Below are 21,576 nucleotides of genomic sequence, written 5' to 3' on the forward strand. Positions count from 1 at the left end.
TTCTTCTTCAGAAAGTAAGCCCGTAGCCACAAATTGAACTGCTTTTTTCTTGGTTCTGAGAGGGAAATAAGGTTTTTCACGTTTCATCATCATTCTAATTAATTGTGGATAAATGATCTAAAAACCCCTCTGTAGACTATTTTTAGGACGATCTAAAAAGTTTCATAATTAAATCACTGTTCAATATGCAAAGATATCCTGCATATTGAACTGCTATCTCGTTTTTTTTGATGCAGCGACCATTCTCAAATTGGACAAAGTGGCTTCCGTGACCTTGTAGCGATTAGCAATAAACTTTTGGGTAGAGCCATTAGAGAGTAAAGCTTCAATTTCAGGACGATAGACATCCAGTTTACTTTTACCAGGACCTTTAGGTCTACCCAGTTTTACACTGGCTAGTCTTTTGGCTTTGAGGGATTAACGAGTCCGCTTGCTAATGAAATCTTGCTCTATTTCGGAAGCCATAGAAAAAATCTTCGCCAGGGTGGCTCCCAGTCGGGTATGACCGCCATGACTTTACTTTGAATGGAATTATCCAATTGCCAGTTACCTTTGACGGTGCAAAAACTGATTTCTATCTGCATGGCAATGAAGATGATCTACATACATTCAAGCATGCTCCTTTATAAGCGGAAAAATTCACTTAATAGAATTACATCTCCCTTATTGAGTTCTTCAATGAGTTAACCAATCCTTCTCTGCTTCCAGGAGACTTTTCCAGATACCTTTCCTAAATTTTTCTCATTAGCAAGATGAAGGATATTAGCTTTGTTTTTCTTTAGAACCTGATCAATGGAAGAGACACGCCATGCAATGGACGAAGCTAAGTAAAAGTTCGTTAGGCTATATTTTGACTCATTTGTTAGGAATTGGAAGAAAACCTAAATAAGAAAATTTATTTATGATAATAAGCACTTTATAGTAAGTGATTTTCTGATTTTCATTAAATTATCATTACCAATTAAACGAGGGTTAATTTTTTAATATTTTACTCTTCAAACAGACTTTCCAATGTAATTACATTTAGACATGCACAGCTTCACATATGAAGGTTGGTAAACTCATGCTCACTAGGGCCATTTAGTACTATGAATAATGGACTGGGTTTGCGCACTCGGTAGCTAAACTTTTTTTTAGGTAACATTAAAAAAGTAGAGTAGGAGAGAGGGTTGAGTTAAGCATTTTGTGAATACAATCTGCTTGATTGTTTTTGGTTGCCAAGCATAAAATCCCTTCAGCAACCATAGTCAAAACAGAATGAACAACAGCAGTTTTGGAGGTTCTTTGTACAATAAAATGTTTCATTGTGGTACATATCTATGTATTGAAATGAAACAAAGTTTGAGTCCAAACACAGATAATAAACCTAAATTAGAGAAGAAACCGACTTGGCATTATTTTGATAAAAGTTATAGTAACACCTTCTAACTTTTACGGCCTATGCTACGCAATTTCCTGCTCATCACCTTCCGTACTCTCTGGCATAACAAGTTTTACACCCTGATCAATATTGTGGGCCTTGCCATAGGTATTACAGCTTCCTTATTCATTTTTCAGTTTGTACAGTTTGAGAATAGTTATGACAGTTTTCATGAAAAGGCTGATCGTATTTATCGGGTAATTAACCAAGCTACTATAAACGGATTTGAAGAATCCCCCCAACATAATATGACCTCTGACTTTGCACCCATGGTGAAGGAAGAATGTCCTGAAATAGTAAATTCTGCCAGAATAAGCAAGGGGTTTGTGAATCAGTTTATTTTTTCATTTCATTCCAAAGAGGGTGGAGGTCCTCAGGAATTGATGGAAAGTAAAGTATATTATGCAGATCCTTCTTTCCTGGAAATATTTTCATTTCCCATGATTATGGGAGATGCTCAAGCGCTACAGCAACCTAATACGATGGTCTTATCGGAAAAAATGGCAGAAAAGATATTCGGAACAAACTGGGAGATGAGCAAGCCGGTAGGAAAAAGTATAACCCTTAACGGAAAAGAAGAGTTTATGGTCACCGGAGTAGTACAAAATGTACCAGAAAACTCACACCTCAAATTTGAGGTGCTATTGTCCCTTCCCACTCTGGCTTCTACCTATCATTATGATACGGAAGGGCATAATGGGTTCTTAACTTACTTTGAAGTTGATCCCAGTGCTGATATAAAGGAGCTGGAGGAGAAGCTTATGCAAGTACAGGACAAACACTGGGGAGAATTTTTGAAGCAACATAATGCCTCGGTCGTTATTTCTTTACAGCCGCTAAAAGAGGCTCATCTGTATTCTTCCACTTTTAAGAAAGAAACTGAAATAAGAGGAAATGCGACAACAGTACAGTTTCTGCTCATTTCAGGCTGTTTTATCCTACTGTTAGCTTGGATCAATTATGTCAATCTGTCTACAGCACGGGCTGTAAAACGAGCCAAGGAAGTAGGTATTAGAAAGGTAGTAGGAGCAGCGCGAAAGCAGTTGATCGCCCAGTTCCTGCTGGAAGCTTTCCTGATCAATCTATTGAGCTTGATTTTAGCAGGTACCATGTATCAGTTGTGCTATACTTCCTTTACTCAACTTGTGCAACGAGATATCCCAATAAATTCTCTGATAAAAGCCCCTTCCTTATTGATAGGTATTGGGCTACTGTTGTTATTGGGTACCTTGCTGTCAGGTGGATATGCCGCCTTTGTGCTTTCCTCCTTTAAGGCAGTGAGTGTCATGAAAGGAAAGTTTTTTACCTCGGCTCGGGGACTGCTATTTCGTAAGAGTCTTATCGTGTTTCAATTCATGATCTCGGTAGGGTTGATCATAGGTACGTTTTGCGTGTATCAGCAGCTGGTATTCATGAAAGACTATGAGAAAGGGTATGATATGTCGCAGAAACTCATTGTACGAGCCCCAGGAATCACTAGCGATAACTACGGGCAGCAATATGAAAATTTTAAAACAGCCTTACAACAGCTACCCGACATCCAGCAGATAACGGCCTCTTATCTATCACCCGGAGATCCTCGGGGCAAAGGAGATCAGTTTGTGGCTAGTAAGAAAAATCCAGAGAAAGGTCAGATTTTTTCAATCAACGGTGTAGACTATGATTATCTGGAAACCTATGATATAGAGCTCCAGCACGGTAGGGGCTTTACACTTGAATTTCCCGCGGATCAAGATGCCGTAGTCATTACTGAAGGTGTGGCATTAGAACTAGGTTTTGAACCGGTAGAAACAGCCTTACTGGAAACTCTATATCTGGGTACAAACTGGTTGAATAAGGAAGTGCAAGTGATTGGTATTGTGAAAGACATTAGCTTATATTCTTTAACGCTTGAGCAGACCGGAGTAATATTTATTCCAGGTGGTGAGAGGGGATATAACAGCTTTGATCAGTTCAATTATTTTACCATTGGCCTGGATAATTTATCTCACTTACAGGAGAAGGTTGCCAGTATAGAAGCATTATATAAAGCTCACTTCTATGGTAATCCTTTTGATTATTTCTTTTTGGACGAGTATTTCAATGCCCAGTATCGGGCCGAAGAGCAGTTTGGCAAAGTATTCACAGCAGCAAGCGGCCTGGCCATCTTTATTGCATGTATAGGATTAGCAGGGTTAGTTTCTTTTATGGCTGTACAGAAAACCCAGGAGATAGGCATCCGCAAAGTGCTTGGGGCTTCGGTGAGAAGTATTCTAACATTGCTCTCCCTGGACTTCTTTAAGCTTATTCTTATTTCTGGCTTAATAGCCACTCCGATAGCCTACTTGGTTTTAAAGGAGTGGTTATCCAATTACGCTTTTCATATAGATCTAAGTTGGTGGATGATGATATTCCCTCTTTTTATCGTCATAGGGGTATCTGCTTTATCAGTAATTTTCCAAGCTTTTAAAGCTGCTTCAGGCAATCCAGTGGATTCTCTGAGGTATGAATAAGTATTATTGAAAACTTAATAACTCATGTTAGAGTAGGGTAGGGGGTGCGAAATAGGGAGGTTTTAAGGAGAGGATAAGATACACTACTATCTATTAACAGATCTTAGCCACTCTTTAAACGGTAGATAGTGGCTTTAGATTGGTGATCTGAATAACCAATATCAAGTTCTTTTTTAAGCAAAAAAGAGAGCGATAATTTATGCTTTTACGTTCTAGTTCCACTATTTAGCATTGAGTTAATTTGTTAGGATTTCCTTGAATCAAAATCTGGATTATTAATCTAAAATTTCCGAGTATATAACTCATTTATAAGTAGTAATATCAAGATGTTTATTTGAAGCATTAATAATATTTGCTATATTATATAGGTATTTTTTATAATCTGTTCAGAAAACATATGCCGCTCCAAGATAGAATTTCACCTAATAATAAATGGTGGTCTACTGATGATGAGCTTATATGGGAAGCATTTAATAATGGTGATAAAGAAGCACTGGAGTATATCTATCGGCATTTCATCAACGATCTTTATCACTATGGTATGAAAATCAAAGGGCACCCTTATCTAGTTAAGGATTGTATACAGGAACTTTTTGTTGACCTTTGGAAGAGCAGAGCTCAATTGTCTTCCACTAACAACATTAAGTTTTACCTGTTAAAAGCGCTTAAGTTCAAGATCAACCACCGCCTGAAGAAGGAGTTCACCTATCATTTTCATGATCTGGGAGAGGCTTTAACTGTAGAAATGGTACTGCCTCACGAATCTCTACTCATACAGAATCAATTGCAGGAAGAACAGCAAGTAAAGCTAAAACAAGCGATCAAAAAGTTGCCTGACCGACAAAAAGAAATCATTCACTTACTCTTCTACGAGGGTTTGTGTTATGAAAAGGTTTCTGAAATCATGGCGATCAATGTCCGCTCTGTGTACACTTTAGCATGGAAAGCGCTCTCATCTTTAAGAAAAACCCTGACTAACTTTATTACGCTAATCGTGCTTTGGATAGGCTATCTACTGTCTTAGCTTATGAGAGATGTACCCATTCTCTTGCCGTGCTTACATCTTTTGGTAAGTAAATACTCCGAGAATAAGACCTCTTTCCACGCATCATATTGGTTTCATTAATCGGTTACTTACAAATTTTCTACTAAAAACATGATATTTTAACATACATACCAATAAATTTATCAATAATATGCTTGAATTATAATTTTAATAAAAAAGAAGTTTTTTGAAGGATAACTTTTGGAGGTTCATTCCATTATAGATTGAAATAAAACATGAATGAACTACCAAGATTATACAGTAGAAGATTTCGCTTTAGACCCCTGGTTCAGAAAATGGGTCCTGGATTCAGATCGCGAAACCAAGCTTTTCTGGGAAAGTTGGCTTGCTGATCACCCCAACAAAGCTCCTCTGCTTGATGAAGCCCGGATGCTATTACGCCATTTATCACATGAAAAACAGCAACTGCCAATAGATGAAATAGAAACTCTATGGAACAGTATCAATCAGATCACCAGTGGAAATGATAGCTCACCGGCATCCAATGATAAAGTAATCCCATTTTCTGCCGATGCTACTTTGAGGAAACATATTTCCAAACACCAACAAAAGTGGAGTTATACCAGAAGCGGGAGAGTTGCAGCTTCCGTATTGATTGCCCTGGCTTTTTGCTTGAGCTATTTCTTTGGAGAAATGGACAGGCAGCTATTACTAATAAACAAGGAAAGTGAATTCGTAACAAAAGTGAATTCATGGGGACAACGTTCTACTATTTATTTAAGTGATGGTACAGAAGTGCATCTTAATGCCGGCAGCAGTATTGCGTATAAAAAAGATTTTGCTGAAAATGAGCGTATGGTCACGCTTCATGGAGAGGCCTTCTTTGAGGTAAGCAAAGACCTTAAAAGACCCTTCAGAGTTGTTTCTGCCAGAGTTATTACCGAAGCTTTAGGCACATCATTCAATGTGCATGCCTATGATACCAACCAGGTAGAAGTGGCATTAGTGACAGGTAAAGTTAGTGTTGACATTACCGCTGATACAAAGGCACGCTTACTGCTTCATCCGGGTGAAGGTGCATCTTTTCAATCGGATAAAGGCTTATCCAAATATCATTTCAACCCCCAACAAGTACTCTCCTGGAAAGAAGGCATTATCTACTTCAAGAATGCCGATGAATTCACTGTTTTCAATACACTGGAGCAGTGGTACGGCGTCAGATTCAAAAAAACGAACCGCACAAAAAAGGATTGGGACTATACCGGAACATTCGCAAAAAAGAGTTTGGAGTATGTACTCTTGTCTATGGCTTTTGCCATGAACTTTGAATATGAAATCACTCAAAAAGAAGTAATTATTAACTATAAATGAATCATGCTATGCAAGAAGATACCTCTTAAACCTAAACCCATTACATGTACTTGCTCTAAGATTTTTTACTAAAAATAATTCAAGTGCTTAATCATATGTTATACACAACCTAAAAGTTTATGAAAACTTTATTTTTACAACACCTACTCAAGATCACCAGGTACACGCTCTATATCTTCCTGGTTCAGATTATTTCAGTAAGCATATCATGGGCTGCTGACAGTAAAGTACAGGATGCGAACAGCGTAAAGAATGTGCGCTTAACCCTTTCTTTAGAAGATGAGAATGTCTTTAAGACATTTAGAAAAATTGAATCTCTATCAGATTTTGTTTTTGATTACAACGAATCCGACCTCAAAGCTATCAAGAAAATCAGTGGAAATTACACCGATCAAACCTTGTACGATATTCTGGTAGACATTTCCAGACAGACTGGCATCAAATTTAAGCAGGTAGGCAAGAATATAACCGCTGCGAAAAAAGAAGGAAATCCTTCAAAACAGGAAGAAGAGGTTCAAATCGCACCCCAGCTAAACGTCACTGGTAAAGTTACCGATGACGGAAATGGAGACCCTTTACCTGGGGTAAATGTCATTGAAAAAGGAAGCAGCAACGGAACAGTGACTGATATAGATGGTAATTATAATATCAACGTACCTGATGAAAATAGTACTTTGGTTTTTTCATCTATAGGGTTTGCCACGAAAGAAGTAGCGGTTAACGGAAGATCAGAGATCAATGTTTCCCTGGATGAGGATGTTCAGAGCCTTGAGGAAATCGTTGTAGTAGGCTATGGTACTCAGGAAAAGAAAGATGTAACCGGCTCCATAGCTACGGTAGATCAAAGAGACTTTGAGAGCCAACCTGTCACCCGCTTTGACCAGATTTTACAGGGACGTACCCCCGGTGTGAACGTCACCAATGCTTCCGGCGCTCCCGGTGGTGCAGTATCCATCCGTATCCGAGGAGCTAACTCAATCAACGGCAGCAACGAACCTCTGTACGTGGTAGATGGCTTTGTAGGCGCTAACTTCAGGGATGTGAACCCCAGCGACATAGAAAGCATACAGGTGCTGAAAGATGCTTCGGCAACAGCTATTTATGGCAGCAGAGGTGCCAATGGTGTGGTGCTGATCACCACCAGGAGCGGAAAGGCCGGAGAGCCTAAACTATCAGTTACCGCACGCTTTTCCAGCTCTCAGATCCTGGATACCTGGGACCTGCTGGACGCCACTACTTTCGCGGAAGTGGCCAACCAAAGGGCAGATGCATTGGGAACCAACCGTCCGTTTACCGACGCAGAAATTGCTGAATTCAGAGAAAATGGCGGTACTGACTGGCAGGAGGAACTGCTAAGAACAGGTATGGGGCATGAATACCAGGTGGATTACTCAGGAGGAAGTGAAAAAGTAACCTATTTTATTTCCGGTAACTTCCTGGATCAGGAAGGTATATTGATCAACTCCGACTTTAAGCGTTACTCCCTTCGGACAAACATCAATGCCAACCTATCGGAAAAGCTGAGTGCTAACCTGAAAATGAATTTTGTAAGGAGAGAAAATAACAATACTGGCGGAGGAGGCAATACCAGCGGGCCATTAGCCGGAGCACTGGCCTGGGCCCCAACTACACCAGCAAGAGATGCCAATGGCTTCCTTACGGTTCGTGATCCTATTTCGTCCATTAAATCAAATCCGATTGAATTGGCATTAAATGATAACATCAGCGAAAGCAACACCTTGAATGCAAATGGTGGGTTTAACTATGAGATTGTTGATGGACTTACCGCAGATGTAAGCTTCGGTATCAGCTACATCAATACGCAATCCAAAACTTTTACGGCATCTCTTATTAATGATAACCCAAGTGCCTACCGAGGGTCAGATGAAAGGATTTTTTTACAGAATACTAACTCTCTAAATTACAATAAAGTCTTCAGCGACATTCATAACCTTACCATAACCGGGGTTATTGAGCATCAGTTACTACAATCAGACCAGTTTGGTACCAACGCCGTGGGGCTACAGTTTCCTGACCTCAGATTTGACAATATTACACTTGCCGGTTCTGTCACCTCTCAGGCCTACAAGGAAAAGCAAACGATCCGGTCTTATATCGGTAGAGTCAATTACAGCCTGATGGACAGATACCTCATTACCGCTGCTGTAAGAGCTGACGGATCATCCAAGTTCAGGGGCGACAATAAGTACGGTACATTTCCATCCTTAGCCTTGGGCTGGCGCTTGTCTGAGGAAGATTTCATGCAAGGTCTGGATTTCATAAATGACCTCAAGCTCAGGGGTAGCTATGGTATCACCGGTAGCCAGGCGGTACCTGTTTTTGGTACAGTTACCACATTCTATACCGATGACCAAAGAGCAGGAACATCTTTTGAAAATGGTCAGCTGACCTCAGGAATTATTATCGGGAATCCGGGTAACGCTAATTTGAAGTGGGAAACTACCAAACAAATAAATTTTGGGCTGGACATGCAGATGCTGAACGGAAGATTAGGGTTAACAGCCGATTACTTCAAGAAAAACACTACTGACTTATTGCTCAGCGAACCGCTTCCTCAATACTCGGGAGGTGGGGCAATCTTTCGCAACCTGGGCGAAGTGGAAAACTCCGGTTTTGAGTTCGGCCTAACCAGTACTGTTATTGATAATGGTAGTTTTAACTGGTACAGCAGTTTTAACCTTTCCTTCCTGAATAACGAGGTAGTGAGCATAGGCGACAGAGAGCAGATATTCTCAGATGGAGATGCCGGAGCAGGCTTAACCAACCTGCCTGAAATGGTCATTATGCCGGGTAACAGCCTGGCCAGTTACTGGGGATTAAATTATTTGGGCGTTTGGCAAACCGATGAAGCAGCAGAGGCTGCCGAATATGGAAATGTGCCTGGCGATTCTAAGTATGAAGACCTTAATGATGACGGCACCATCGGCGGCGATGACTATCAGATTATCGGAAATGCCATTCCTACTCGCTTACTAGGTTGGAACAACACTTTTTCCTACAGGAATTTTACTCTGAACGTTTTTCTACAATCCATGATGGGTTATGATAAATGGAATTTTACCTATGCCCAGGCCGTACTGGCAGCTGCTGATGCCCGAGAAGTAACACACGTAGATATACTGAACAGATGGGTGGAAGGATCAAATGAGGATAGCGACATTCCTGCCTTCAGTGAATCGGATGTAGCGGAAATCCAGTCCTCTCGCTTTGTAGAACCTGGTGATTTTATCAGACTCAAAAATATCAGTCTTACCTACAACCTTCCTGAAGGATTGATAAACGGCTTAGACGGATCAATCATGATCAGCGGGAACAACCTGGCTACCTTCACTGATTATCGGGGCATAGATCCCGAATCCTATTCCAACAGAGGAGAGGGTGAAGCCCGGGGGGCTGACGCCGGTTCATACCCTAACGCCAAAGTCTGGACGCTGGGAATCAACTTAACTTTTTAATGAGAAAAATATGACAACCATGAAAAATATACTGATCATATCAATCCTTATCCTGAGCGTATCTTCCTGCTCAGATTTTCTGGAAGAGGACCTCTCCGCTCAGATTACTTCTGAAAGTGGAGCGCTGAAAAATGAAAGCGGATTAACTGCCGCATTGGCCGGAACTTATAAACCTTTAACCTACACCTGGAACTCAGGGCTGGGCAATGCCTCCACGCAGGCAGTACTGATGGGAAGTGATGACCTTACCACGCATAAGGCCAGCAACAAAGCAGACTTCAGAGAATTTGACCAGTTCAAAGTAGCACAGCAAAATGGCAGGCTTCCGTTTATCTGGAGCGGAGCTTATAAGTCAATTCAGGGCGCTAACAACATCATTGCCAATTATGAAGATGCTACCGGAGACCAGGCTGTAATCCAACAGATTGCCGGAGAAGCATTTTTTCTCAGAGCCTATAATTACTTCTGGATTGTACGTCTGTGGGGCGAGGCGCCTTTGGTGCTAAACACCCATATTTTTGATGAAGAAATGTTATCGATAGAATCAAGCTCAGTGGCAGAAATTTATGAACAGATCATTGCTGACCTGAGCATGGCAGAAGATTTACTTGGAGATACTAAACCTGCCCCGGGCAGAGTCAATAAAGGAACTGCCAAAGCTGTGCTGGCGGAGGTGTATCTCAATATGGCAGGATGGCCACTCAATGACGCTTCTAAATATGAACTGGCGGCCAGCAAAGCTAAAGAGGTCATTGACAATCAGGATACTTATGGCTTTGGCCTGGTAGAAAATTTTGCTGATTTGTGGCTGGCAGAAAACAGTGGAAATCAGGAAGAAGTATTTGCGCTCAACTTCTGGGCGGGTGCCTGGTACAACGGTAATGCCGTCTACGGAAGCTCTGCCCGCCCCAGTGATGAAGGAGGGTGGGATGATTATTTCTCTGAAATCACCTTTTTTGAGGAATTTCCTGAAAGTCCTAGGAAAGATGCCACTTTTATGACTGAGCTGACAGATGGCACGCCATGGCAGGAATTTTCTACTGGAAGACCTTACTTTGAAAAGCTGCAGGGACCTGAAAACGACTGGCTGAATGCCTACTCCCTACCGCTGGAAAGAATGGCTGAAGTATACCTTAACTATGCTGAAGCTCAGGTGATGGCGACCGGTGATCCCTCCGATCCTTCCGCACTGGAAGCGGTGAATAAAATTGTGCGCCGTGCCAACGGCCTTCCTCCAAATACCCCTGATGCTTCAATGGACTGGACTTCCGCTACCCAGGAGCAGATCGTACAGGAAAAAGCCTGGGAGTTTGCAGGCGAGTACAGCCGCTGGTTTGATTTGGTAAGACTTCAGTTGGTAGAAGAAGTAATTGCTAGGAAGCATCCTGACGATTTACAACCTTTGGGCCCTATACAATACTATCTTCCTCTTCCAGCCAGTGAAACTCTGGCTAACCCAAATTTGAATAATTAGCCCAAGAAGCAACAAAGTACAACTTCGGGAAAAGCAGATCCGGCTTCAAGAAATTGTGCCTTCTGCTTTTCTTTCTATTCTTTAAAAGATTTATGAAAGAAGAAACTCATAAAGCAGATACCATTAGGAACCGGAGAAAGTTCCTGGGCACTCTCTCTGCTCTGGGTACCGGTGCTGCTAGTTTTGCTGCTCCCTCCGTAAATATGCCGAAAGCAGAAAATCTTTACAGAGCGCAGGCCAAAGAGGCGCTCAGCGGTATAAAAATCACCAGAATACGTTTTTATGAAGCTCCCTCCCGTTCTATGTTAAATCAAAGTGCGCATGTCGTCACTGTTGAAACTGATCAGGGCATCACTGGCATAGGAGAAGGAGGTACTGCCTTCCTTGTCAGCCAGATGGCAGGGCTGCTCATAGGAAAAACCCCTTACAGATAGTGCACCTTTGGCAGCTCATGTACCGCGGCCACTTTTATCAGCCGGACGGGAGAAAACCCATGCTCTGGGAGCGTTGGATATGGCGCTTTGGGATATCAAAGGAAAAGCTTTGGATGTACCGGTCCATATGCTTTTGGGAGGCAAAGCCCGTGCTCATATTGAATGTTACACTACTGCTTACCCTGGACAGACAAGCTTAAGAGACAAAGCCAGAGCGGCCATGGATGACGGGTTCAGAGCCTACCGTTGTATTGTCTTTCATACCCGGCTCGATATGAATGATGCGATACGACTCTCAGGCCTGATTGAATACCTTGAGCCCTATTTTGTAGAAGACCTGATCAGAAGTGAAAACCCGTCAGTCTACCGGCTTTCGTAATTACAATTTATGTTAACATGCTAATGTATCATTAACGAATTACCTCAAACCCAACCACAAAAGTATAGTCCTGCTCTTTAAAGATCTTACTCACTTCGATTTGCATGAACATCTCATTCAACTCTTCTATCATCCAGTTTTCATCAGTATAGGATTCTTCCATTTCATAACCGTAAAGCATGCGATGGCCGTAGGCAATAAGAGAGACTGAGAAAATAGTATGTTGATCGTTGAGCTTCCATCCGGCAATGAGTGGAAAATAGGTAAGGTCATTTTCCTGACATAATTTGGTCCCTTCCTCCGCATTCAATTGCCTAACTTTTCCTGTGCCGGGAGTTTCGGTAATGAAGATGTTGTCCTTTACACAGGCAGGTAGTTGTGCGTACCAATCCAGTATCTCACCATTACTTTTTCTTTCCGCCTGCATGGATACCACTTTCCATCTTTTTTGATGCAGCAGGATTTTCATTTCATATTCAGGAGGGGCAATCATCTCTGGGGATTGGCAGGAGGCAATTGTAGTAAAAGCTAGTACATAAAAAGCATAGTAGGGTTTTATTGTGAAGCTAGGTTAAAGAGTTAAAATATCGGGGTATCAGATATTAGAGTTCTTTCCAGACTGTTTCTTTGCTTGATAGCATCATTTATAGCTTCAGGGTTGCTGGAGATTTGGGTTAGCAATTCATCAGAACGCTCCAGCATTATTTCAGCAGTCAAAAGGTATTCCTCGCTATAGAACTGCAGTGCTATTCTTTCCGCCTCGGTCATGGAGAAGCGATCTGCCTGTGTTAACACCTCATTCATTTCAGATGCTTTGAGTATGAAGTCTTCCGCCAGATACTAAAAGCTACCGCTGCATAAGCCTTTCATTGTGCTGTGTAATAGGAAAGCTTTTGTATTTACTCAGTATAACTTGCGATGGCTTAAGAAAGAGGATCAGAGGAAATATAAAAAGTTATCTTGTTCATGAAGCTCTTATCTACCAGAAAACTGAGCAATAAGCTTATTCCTTTGATTAAGGATACACTGCTTAGCATACATAAATATAGCTATCCCTTCCTTATTTTTCACATATATCAAAATGTATCATCCACATACATTTTCAATGAGTAATTTGCTTAAAAAGGTAACCGAATTGGTCACCGAATGATTTGTATTGGTTTGGTTCTATTTGATATCCTGAGAAAGAAAAAAGCCCTCAAAATCATATGATTTAGAGGGCTTTGCTGTAAAATGTCCTTTAGGTTCAGGAGCCTCGCAGAGAGTGAGGCTCCTGAATATTATTTGTAAATAATTGATAAACAAATACTTGTAAAATAAAAATAGGATTGGTCACCGAATAGGTCACCTAATTGCTTATGATTATTTAATGTGCTTTGAGTCTTAATCTTTCTTATTTTCTTTAGATAAAACTATTGGTAATTTGATTAAGTAACTAGAAGTAACAAGCTCTCAAACCCTGAGTACTTGTTTTTATCCAGTTTAGCTACCTCAAATCATTGAATAACTGATGTTACGCAAGTTTAAGATCGAGCTGTATTAGTTCTTTGAAAGCCGCTTGTATTTCTTTTAAGTAGGGCATGGCTTTCAGCGCAAAAATGGTTCATACGCTGTGAGCTCTCCAGCTGTTCAACTTTGATGTAGGCACATAGGCTGTCAAAGAGATGAATTAGCCTGGGTATCAATTGTTTTTAAAGGGCTCCAGCCACCGAAGCATTTTGTTTGACTAATTTATGGTAGTCTTCCACACCCCATCGTTTTTGATAGGTAGTGATTACTTGCTGAAAAGTGAGTGATAAGTCTGTAGTTAATAGATACTGTAGAGCTTGACTGTCATCTCCGTTTATGAAGATGTCTTTGCATAAAGACACTGGCTGTTTGAGTTGCCGAATGTACACCTGTTTCAAGCCTAGGTTCATAGCTAGCTCACCTACCTTGATAAACTTACTAACTTTTTTGTCCGTTAGCGATAGGGCTACTTCTAAGTTGGATTTGGCAGTCCCGATCAAGTGCTTACCCGCCGCTAAGATATGGTTAATATTCTCAGCATGGGTATACCAACTGTCGCAGAGCCCCTACTTAAAGCATAGCTGATTACGTATACAAGTGGTGAACATATTCCGAAACATCTCATTCTTAGTACGTTGGGAACGCCAGCACACTTTTCTGCTCATCAAATCCGAACGCAGCGTCTTAACTACCAGTTTATAGGTTACCGGCAGGTTCACATTGTCTAACTTTAGCACCATACTTACTAAATTAACCTAAATTAACCCCCTTGACATGCCTGCCTTTGGCATGATCGTAATAAAAGCATACTAATCAATTCTCATCGGTATGAGCTTTTTCAATGATGCTATCATCTATTATTAGATAGCCCGGTTCCAAAGTACCTAACTCTCGCTCAGCTTGTCTGATTACTGGTTTGACCTGCTGCCACAGAGTTTGGCTGCCTGAAGGTAAGTTATGCACAAAGCGCGTTACATCATCATGACTGATGGCGCCATCTAATATACTACTCAATCCGGTAGAAGTGGTAGGCCCAAAGCTGATAAGCAAATAATCTGTTTATGTATCTAATGTGGTTTTCATACCTATCTCAACGCTTTTCCCTTAACTTTGGATAGTTTTGTGTACCATCAGTTATTACATAAAACTCTACATAGCATTGTATTAGAAAGAGTACAGATTGATAATAGATGCTGTTTTTATATGTAGAATTTATTAAGTTGCTATACTTCTGAAATCTCCTAACATATAATTATCAAAGTATTATCATACTTCTTTCTAAAATTTTTACCCTTTTATGAGCAAAAATAATGGTGATCAACGAAGAGCTGGAGTTAAGGAAATAGCCAGACGTGCCAAAGTTTCTCTTGCTACTGTAGATAGAGTAATACATAACAGAACGGGTGTTTCGGATAGTACCCGAAAGAAAATTCAAAAGATCATTGATGAAATAAACTATCAGCCTAATTTATTAGCTAGTCGATTAGCCTCTCGGAAAATTTTTAACTTGGCCATATTAATTCCTAAAGTATCTAGAGAGACAAGCTACTGGCAGGCACCGCTGGATGGCATTGATAGAGCTGAGACAGAAATCAGTAAGTATGGTATTCGTTTGAATAAGTATCTGTATAATCTCAACAGTAAAACCTCATTTGTAAAGAAAGCTAATCAATTATTAGATACTTCGGTTGATGGTATTCTCTTGGCGCCTTCATTTATAGAGGAGACAGTAGAGTTTGTAAACAAGTGTAAGGCTCGTAAGATACCCTATGTTTTCATTGACTCTGATATACCTGATCAGGAAAGCCTTTGCTACATTGGGCCAGATTTAAAACAAAGTGGTTATCTCGCAGCTCATTTAATGAAGTATGGTCTTGGCGAAAAAGCAAAACTGTTGGTAGTGAATATTTCCAAAGAAATTGATAATCATCACCATCTGTTAAGAAAAGAAGAAGGTTTCAAAGATTATTTTAAAGACAACCTTTTTACTAACCCAATCTTAAAAGTTGATATACGACAAACAAATTATGAGGCTATTCAGGATTCCTTGAAGACAATTTTCAAAGAACATCCGAATGTTAAGGGGATATTTACCACTAATTCCCGGGTGTCATCGGTGGCTCGTTTTCTGAAGTCAGTAAAGAAAAGTGATCTATTGCTAGTCGGGTACGATTACCTTAAAGACAATATTGAGTGCCTGAAAAATAAAACAGTCGATTTTCTAATCTGTCAAAAACCAGAAGAACAAGGCTTTAAGGGTGTGATGGCGTTGTACAAAAAGGTTGTTTTATCAAGTAAGGTGGATAAAGTTCATTACATGCCTATTGACATCATCACCCGAGAAAATTATGCTTACTATAGTAACTGATAATAGCCTGCTTATCTCCCTAATTCCAGATGGTCTAAAAAGTAATAAAAGTGTGTGGGCTTCTACCGCTTACTTTGGGATTTGACAAAAAATTGAATAATGATTTTGATTCATAAAAAAAATAGCTACTTTACGGGTACGTACCCGTAACGCTTAAACTCATTATAACCCATTCAAAAACTATTATCTAAAATAAGTGAAAAATGGTGAGGTTGTCGTTACGAGTTTATTCTGATTGATATTTTGACAGTTGGGAAATAAAAAAATTATGTAAGTCTCAACTTCTGATCATAGTTACTAATGCTTAAATAAATAATAAACTTATGGAAGAACATAAGGGACGAAGAGTTTTTATTAAAAAAGTAGCTGTAGGAGGCCTGGGAGCTAGTCTGGCAAGCGCTTCTTCTCCATTTATTCAATACAATGGATCTGCCAACGAAAAAGTAGTAGTGGCAGTGATGGGTACCAATAGCCGTGGAAGCGCACTGGCAAGAGGTTTTGCTAAACTAAAGGGAACAGAAGTAGGCTATATTTGTGACGTAGATGATCAGGCTATTGAAAAAGGAATACAAGCCACCAAAGAAGGAGGGCAAAAGATAACGCCTAAGGCAGAGAAAGATATTCGCAAAGTACTGGAAGATAAAGGAGTAGATGCCATTGCCATTGCTGCACCCGATCACTGGCATGCACCGGCAGCTATCATGGCCCTAAAGGCAGGCAAACATGTATATGTAGAAAAACCCTGTAGCCATAATCCCCGCGAAGGTGAAATGCTGGTTGATACCGCACGTAAATCCAATCTAATCGTGCAGATGGGTAATCAACGAAGGTCTTGGCCATTTGTAGTAGAGGGTATTCAGCAGCTAAAAGATGGTATCATTGGGCGCCCATACTTTGCGAGAGCCTGGTATGCTAATTCCAGAGAATCTATAGGTTATGGTAAGAAAGCGGCGATACCCGCTGGTTTGGATTATGAACTGTGGCAGGGACCAGCTCCTCGTAAACCTTATCAGGATAATCTGATTCATTACAATTGGCACTGGTTCTGGCATTGGGGGACCGGCGAACTGCTCAATAATGGCACCCATTTTATTGATCTGTGCCGATGGGGGTTGGGCGTAGATTATCCTATAAGAGTAAGTTCTGGCGGAGGAAGATATGCGTTTCAAGATGACTGGCAAACTCCGGATACGCAGCTTGCCTACTACGATTTTGATGACCAAAAAAGCATATCCTGGGAGGGAAGAAGCTGCAACCGACGTAACCTTGAAGGTATGTCGGCAGGGGCGTCTTTTCATGGAGAAAAAGGAACTCTGGTCATTGATGGAAATGGATATGTTGTGTATGACAACAGGAATAAAGAAATCAAAAGAGCCAGCCAGAAACAGACAAATGCTTTAGATACAACCGGACCGGGCTTTGATCTGGATCAGGGGCACCTGAATAATTTTAGAGAATGTATTCTCAGTGGAAAACAGCCGGTGTCGCATATTGAAGATGCTAATAAGAGCGTACATATCTGCCATTTGGGTAACATAGCCTATCGTACTAAGCGAGTCCTCAATTGTGATCCCAAAAATGGAAAAATCATAGGTGATGATGAAGCAATGGCTTTGTGGGGCAGAGAGTATGAAACCGGATGGGATCCTAGTGTATAAATTGAAGGGATGTAAGCGATAAAATGTCTGTTAGAATAATAGTAAGTTTTTTTTATCAGCATTTTCCTCTTGCCAAAAGATCTTTTGTCAGAAATAAAACCTAAAATGAATAATATTATCAAAAGGCGAAATTTTATCAAAAACTCAGCTGTTTCAGCAGTGGGACTCAGTTTGGCTTCTTATCCATTTTATAATATGAGAGGCAAACCAAATAAAGAACTGAAGGCAGGTATCATCGGGCTGGATACCTCTCATAGTGTAGCTTTTACCAAAGTGCTAAACGATCCTGAAGCCCTCACTGATATTGCTGGAGTAAGGGTAGTGGCTGCTTATCCTCATGGCAGTAAGGACATTGAAAAAAGTGTAAGCCGGATTCCTGGTTATACCAAAGAAATGCAGGAGCTAGGAGTGGAAATAGTGGATTCTGTGGATGCACTTCTGGAGAAGGTAGATGTAGTATTGCTGGAAACTAATGATGGACGCCGACATCTTGAGCAGGCCTTACAAGTTTTTAAAGCAGGAAAGCCGGTTTTTATTGACAAACCTGTAGCTGCTTCTTTGTCGGATACGATTGCTATTTTTGAAGCAGCCAAAAAATACAAAGTACCCCTATTTTCTTCTTCCTCACTACGTTATGCAGAAAATGCTCAAGAGATTCGCAAGGGTGAAAAAATAGGGAAAGTAATGGGGGCTGATGCTTACAGCCCTGCTCATTTGGAAAAAACACATCCGGATTTGTACTGGTATGGTGTTCATGGTGTTGAAACGCTTTATACTGTGATGGGTATAGGGTGCGAGAAAGTTAAAAGAACTCATACTGAAGATACGGATGTAGTAGTAGGTACCTGGAATGATGGTCGCATAGGCACATTTAGAGGTATGCGGACTGGTAAACTCGGTTATGGAGGTACTGCATTTGGAGATGAAGGTATTGCTCCAATAGGACCTTATGCAGGTTACCGACCCTTGGTTGTGGAAATAGTAAAGTTTTTTCATACTGGGAAAGCCCCTGTCTCACCCAAAGAGACTATTGAAATTTTTGCTTTTATGGAAGCTGCAGACGAAAGTAAACGGCAGGGAGGTAAGGAAGTAAGGGTGGAGAATGTGATGAAAAAAGCGCAAGCAGCCATGCAAGGCAGGTAATAAACAAGTACTTGGTGTATATTAGCAAGGAGGAATCAAGCTACAGATTGTATCTTTGAGTTTGAAAAGCTGTTCCGTTTTTTGAATTTATAAGAAGGGATCATTTTTGTACTTAGCAGAAACTTTCAATTTTGGAAAGAAAGTAGAATACAGTAAAAATGAACTGGCTTTAACGGTGCTGCTCTCCTTGCTCGTTCTGACAAATGTAAAAGTTCATATGATAAGCTTATACCTCATATTTTTAACAGAACATCATTTTCTATTCTAAATAATTCAATGAAATCTTTTTTACTTTAGTTTTTTCTTAATAATTTCGGGTACGTACCCGAAAGTGATTTTGTGCCTTTTGTAAAAATATCTATAATGAAAAATACATCCCGCAGAAAATTCTTATTAACCAATGTTACAGCTCTATCTGGACTAGCAGCTTTTGGTTATTCCAATACTTCATCTGTGTTTGAACCTCTTTCAACCAATGTAGAAAAGGTGCGAGTTGGACTCATCGGTGTAGGTAGTAGGGGAGGAGGAATTGTCCATGTCCTGAAAGATTTGCCAGGAGTAGAATTAGCAGCCTGTTGTGATATCAATACGGAGCATTTACAGAGAGGAATCAGCATGGCTGCCAAAGGGGCTAAAGCGTATACTGACTATCAGAAAATGCTCTCCGATAAAAATTTGGACGCAGTTATCATCGCCACGCCTCTGTATTTACATTTTCCAATGGCCATGCATGCCGTGGAGGCGGGCAAACATGTGTACCTAGAAAAGACGATGAGCTATGACATTCCTCAGGCACTGAAAATGGTGGATAAAGTCAATGCTACCAAACTTGTCTTTCAGATTGGTCATCAATATCGTTACTATGCCTTATATCATAAAGTGCATGAAGTATTATCTAAAGGATGGTGTGGGGAAGTGAAGCATTTTGAGTGTCAGTACCATCGTAATGATGACTGGCGGAGGGAAGTAAAAGATCCTAAAAATGAAAAACAGGTTAACTGGCGGATGTACCGTGAATTTTCCGGTGGGTTGATGGCCGAACTTTGTGCTCATCAGATAGATATTATTAACTGGATGACTGGAAGCCCGCCAATCAAGGTTACAGGATTGGGAGGTATTGATTACTGGAAAGATGGAAGAGAAACCTATGACAACGTACGGACTGTCTACGAGTACCCGAATGGTGTTAAAGCTTCCGTAAGCTCGATTCTCAGCAATGCCTATAAAGGGTATTCTATCCGTATCCTGGGAACAAAAGCTACCATAGAAATTCAGCGGGATAAAGCCTATTTATATCCTGAAGCTAATAAGGCTGAACTGGGCGTGGTAGATGGGGTATCAGGAGCTACGATTAAAGCCTGGACACAGGGAGAACCAACGTTGTTGAATTTTGAATCAGAGGACAACGCTGAACGTTCACCTACAGCCTATGCTCTGTTAGATTTTGCTGACTGTATTAGAAGCGGTAAACAACCATTCTCCAATGTGGATACTGGTAAAGATGTAAGTGTGGCAGTACATATGGGAAATACCGCTATGCGAGAAGAAAAATATCAGTATTGGAAACCGGAGTATTCTTTATAAATTATATCTTGACTTACAAGCAGTATACCTCATCCTTAAACCTTCTAATTCCAGGAGCTATATGAAGCATTTTTTCAGGTATTTAGGCCCTGGAATTATTACAGCAGCTCTTGTTTTTGGCCCCGGTAGCCTTACTATTACCTCTAAACTGGGTTCTTTATACGCCTACAATCATATTTGGGTGATCGTAAGCGCCATTTTTTTTATGGTGAATTTTACAGAGATGGGAGCCCGCATAGGAATTGCTACGGAATCCTCACTACTAAGCATCATAAAAGATAAATGGGGTAAAGCAGCTTCCATTATTTTAGGTCTAGGCATATTTGCTATCACTGCCTCTTTCCAGGCGGGGAATACAGTAGGGGCAAGTCTTGCACTTGCTGAGCTTTTTCATACCAGTGTGGGGCCCTGGGTCGTAGCATTTACTTTTACAGCGATTAGCCTGCTTTTTTTCAGATCATTTTATCAAGTTTTAGAAAGAGTGATGATCGTCTTGGTAGGGGTAATGTTGTTGTCTTTTCTGATCACACTGACATTAGCAAGTCCTGATTTGGCAGCTATTGGATTAGGCCTGATTCCAGTCTTGCCATCCGGCTCTGAAGTACTGACCATCGCGTTGATCGCTTCTAGTTTTTCAGTGGTAGGAGCTTTTTATCAGGGCTATCTGGTGAAAGAAAAAGGCTGGAAGAAAAATCAAATCAAGCAGGGAAAAAAAGAAGCTATCGTGGGCGTGATGGTTTTAGGGATGATCTCATTGTTTATCTTAATCAATGCCGCGGCTATTTTGTACCCTAAAGGCATACAGGTAAACTCTGCAACAGACATGGGGTTAGCGCTGGAACCTCTTTATGGAAACACTGCTACTGTCATTTTTATGTTGGGGTTATTTGGCGCCTCATTCTCTTCTCTGATTGGGAATGCTACCATTGGCGGCTCATTACTGGCAGATGCGTTTTCATTAGGGAATCAACTCAAGTCTCCCAAAGTAAGGGGTATGATTATGCTGGTAATGGTGATAGGAGCTGTTATTGCACTGAGATTTGGCAGGTTACCTCTAGAGTTAATCGTATTCGCCCAGGCTATCACTGTTATAATAGCGCCCTTGGTAGGGGTTGCTTTGTTGGTGTTAGCCAACGACCAAGCCCGTATGGGAGAGTTCAAGAATAATCGCTGGAAAAATATCGTAGGGGTACTGGGGTTAGGGCTGCTTCTTTTTTTATCAGCCAGCCAGGTTTATTTGCAATTCATCAGATAAAATTATT

The 21,576-nt window shown here is 40.8% G+C and carries 16 protein-coding genes; 12 read left to right on the top strand and 4 right to left on the bottom strand.

The window, feature by feature from the left end; genetic code table 11:
- Positions 1-1,440: 1,440 nt before the first annotated feature.
- The 7 genes from WJR50_RS17475 (at position 1,441) to WJR50_RS17505 (ending at position 12,052) form a co-directional block, all read left to right on the top strand.
- Positions 1,441-3,912 carry an ABC transporter permease gene (locus tag WJR50_RS17475; RefSeq protein ID WP_341294594.1) on the top strand — a complete coding sequence of 824 codons (2,472 nt, stop codon included), beginning with the start codon at positions 1,441-1,443 and terminating at the stop codon, positions 3,910-3,912.
- 397 nt (positions 3,913-4,309) lie between these two features.
- Positions 4,310-4,936: an RNA polymerase sigma factor gene (locus WJR50_RS17480; RefSeq protein WP_341294595.1), complete on the top strand. Its 627-nt coding sequence runs from the start codon at positions 4,310-4,312 to the stop codon at positions 4,934-4,936.
- Between the two features lie 261 nt (positions 4,937-5,197).
- Positions 5,198-6,289 carry a FecR family protein gene (locus WJR50_RS17485; RefSeq protein ID WP_341294596.1) on the top strand — a complete coding sequence of 364 codons (1,092 nt, stop codon included), beginning with the start codon at positions 5,198-5,200 and terminating at the stop codon, positions 6,287-6,289.
- Between the two features lie 119 nt (positions 6,290-6,408).
- Positions 6,409-9,765, top strand: a complete 3,357-nt coding sequence (locus tag WJR50_RS17490) for a SusC/RagA family TonB-linked outer membrane protein (protein WP_341294597.1) — start codon at positions 6,409-6,411, stop codon at positions 9,763-9,765.
- A gap of 19 nt (positions 9,766-9,784) precedes the next feature.
- The gene (locus WJR50_RS17495; protein WP_341294598.1) at positions 9,785-11,239 is read left to right on the top strand and encodes a RagB/SusD family nutrient uptake outer membrane protein; all 1,455 of its coding nucleotides are present in this window, start codon (positions 9,785-9,787) and stop codon (positions 11,237-11,239) included.
- 92 nt (positions 11,240-11,331) lie between these two features.
- Positions 11,332-11,673, top strand: coding sequence for a hypothetical protein (locus WJR50_RS17500; RefSeq protein ID WP_341294599.1), 342 nt, complete (start codon positions 11,332-11,334; stop codon positions 11,671-11,673).
- Between the two features lie 7 nt (positions 11,674-11,680).
- Positions 11,681-12,052 (top strand): enolase-like domain-containing protein, encoded by a 372-nt coding sequence (locus tag WJR50_RS17505; protein ID WP_341294600.1) that lies wholly within the window; start codon positions 11,681-11,683, stop codon positions 12,050-12,052.
- Between the two features lie 31 nt (positions 12,053-12,083).
- Here the strand turns inward: WJR50_RS17505 and WJR50_RS17510 are convergent, their stop codons facing one another.
- The 4 genes from WJR50_RS17510 to WJR50_RS17525 form a co-directional block, all read right to left on the bottom strand.
- A complete protein-coding gene (locus WJR50_RS17510; protein WP_341294601.1) occupies positions 12,084-12,545 on the bottom strand; it encodes a hypothetical protein in 462 nt (153 codons plus the stop codon).
- An 86-nt stretch (positions 12,546-12,631) separates the two neighbouring features.
- Positions 12,632-12,856, bottom strand: a complete 225-nt coding sequence (locus WJR50_RS17515) for a hypothetical protein (protein ID WP_341294602.1) — start codon at positions 12,854-12,856, stop codon at positions 12,632-12,634.
- Positions 12,857-13,743: 887 nt separating this feature from the next.
- Positions 13,744-14,061: a hypothetical protein gene (locus WJR50_RS17520; protein WP_445223470.1), complete on the bottom strand. Its 318-nt coding sequence runs from the start codon at positions 14,059-14,061 to the stop codon at positions 13,744-13,746.
- Between the two features lie 313 nt (positions 14,062-14,374).
- Positions 14,375-14,611 carry a hypothetical protein gene (locus WJR50_RS17525; protein WP_341294603.1) on the bottom strand — a complete coding sequence of 79 codons (237 nt, stop codon included), beginning with the start codon at positions 14,609-14,611 and terminating at the stop codon, positions 14,375-14,377.
- A gap of 247 nt (positions 14,612-14,858) precedes the next feature.
- Between WJR50_RS17525 and WJR50_RS17530 the strand changes: the two genes are divergently transcribed.
- From WJR50_RS17530 to WJR50_RS17550, 5 genes are all read left to right on the top strand, one after another.
- A complete protein-coding gene (locus WJR50_RS17530) occupies positions 14,859-15,929 on the top strand; it encodes a LacI family DNA-binding transcriptional regulator (protein WP_341294604.1) in 1,071 nt (356 codons plus the stop codon).
- A gap of 323 nt (positions 15,930-16,252) precedes the next feature.
- Entirely contained in the window at positions 16,253-17,587 is a 1,335-nt protein-coding gene (locus tag WJR50_RS17535) for a Gfo/Idh/MocA family protein (protein WP_341294605.1), read from the top strand.
- A 105-nt stretch (positions 17,588-17,692) separates the two neighbouring features.
- Entirely contained in the window at positions 17,693-18,730 is a 1,038-nt protein-coding gene (locus WJR50_RS17540; RefSeq protein ID WP_341294606.1) for a Gfo/Idh/MocA family protein, read from the top strand.
- Between the two features lie 363 nt (positions 18,731-19,093).
- Positions 19,094-20,314 carry a Gfo/Idh/MocA family protein gene (locus tag WJR50_RS17545; RefSeq protein WP_341294607.1) on the top strand — a complete coding sequence of 407 codons (1,221 nt, stop codon included), beginning with the start codon at positions 19,094-19,096 and terminating at the stop codon, positions 20,312-20,314.
- 61 nt (positions 20,315-20,375) lie between these two features.
- Positions 20,376-21,569, top strand: coding sequence for an Nramp family divalent metal transporter (locus WJR50_RS17550; protein ID WP_341294608.1), 1,194 nt, complete (start codon positions 20,376-20,378; stop codon positions 21,567-21,569).
- Positions 21,570-21,576 lie beyond the last annotated feature (7 nt).

This window comes from Catalinimonas locisalis (assembly GCF_038039535.1).
Taxonomy (GTDB): Bacteria; Bacteroidota; Bacteroidia; order Cytophagales; family Cyclobacteriaceae; genus Catalinimonas.